The 542-nt window shown below is 50.7% G+C and carries 1 protein-coding gene; it reads left to right on the forward strand.

Annotation, left to right across the window (positions count from 1 at the left end):
- The coding region (locus DWY79_RS22460) for a glycosyltransferase family 2 protein (RefSeq protein WP_122370523.1) at positions 1-542 on the forward strand (542 nt) is incomplete at both ends.

Genomic DNA, 542 nt, shown 5'->3' on the forward strand with positions numbered 1-542 from the left:
CTGTTATCAAGCCTTTGCAAGCAAACCTATGTCCATTTTGAGGTTATCGTGGTGGAGGATGGTTCGGAGATACCGGCGAAAGAGATTGTTGGGCGATACCAAGGGCGATTGGATCTTTATTATTATGTGATCTCGAACTCCGGCCCGGGTATGGCGCGTAATCATGGCGCTAGGCAAGCGCGTGGCGAGTATCTGCTCATACTGGATTCTGACGTGGTACTACCCTCCACGTGGCTTGAGCATATACACGACTCGTTGAATCATTATCCGGTGGATGCGTTCGGTGGCCCGGATAAGGCGCATGCCTCGTTTTCCCCGATCCAGAAGGCGATCAATTACGCCATGACCTCATTCCTGACGACCGGTGGTATCCGCGGCGGGAAGAAAAAGTTGGATAAATTTTATCCCCGTAGTTTTAATATGGGAATAAGGCGGGATGTATATGAGCGTCTGGGCGGTTTTTCCGGCATGCGATATGGTGAGGACGTTGATTTTAGCATACGGATCATGGAGGCTGGTTATCGGACCCGGCTATTTCCTTC

This window comes from Parabacteroides sp. AF27-14, assembly GCF_003635425.1.
In the GTDB taxonomy this organism is placed as follows: domain Bacteria; phylum Bacteroidota; class Bacteroidia; order Bacteroidales; family Tannerellaceae; genus Parabacteroides; species Parabacteroides distasonis.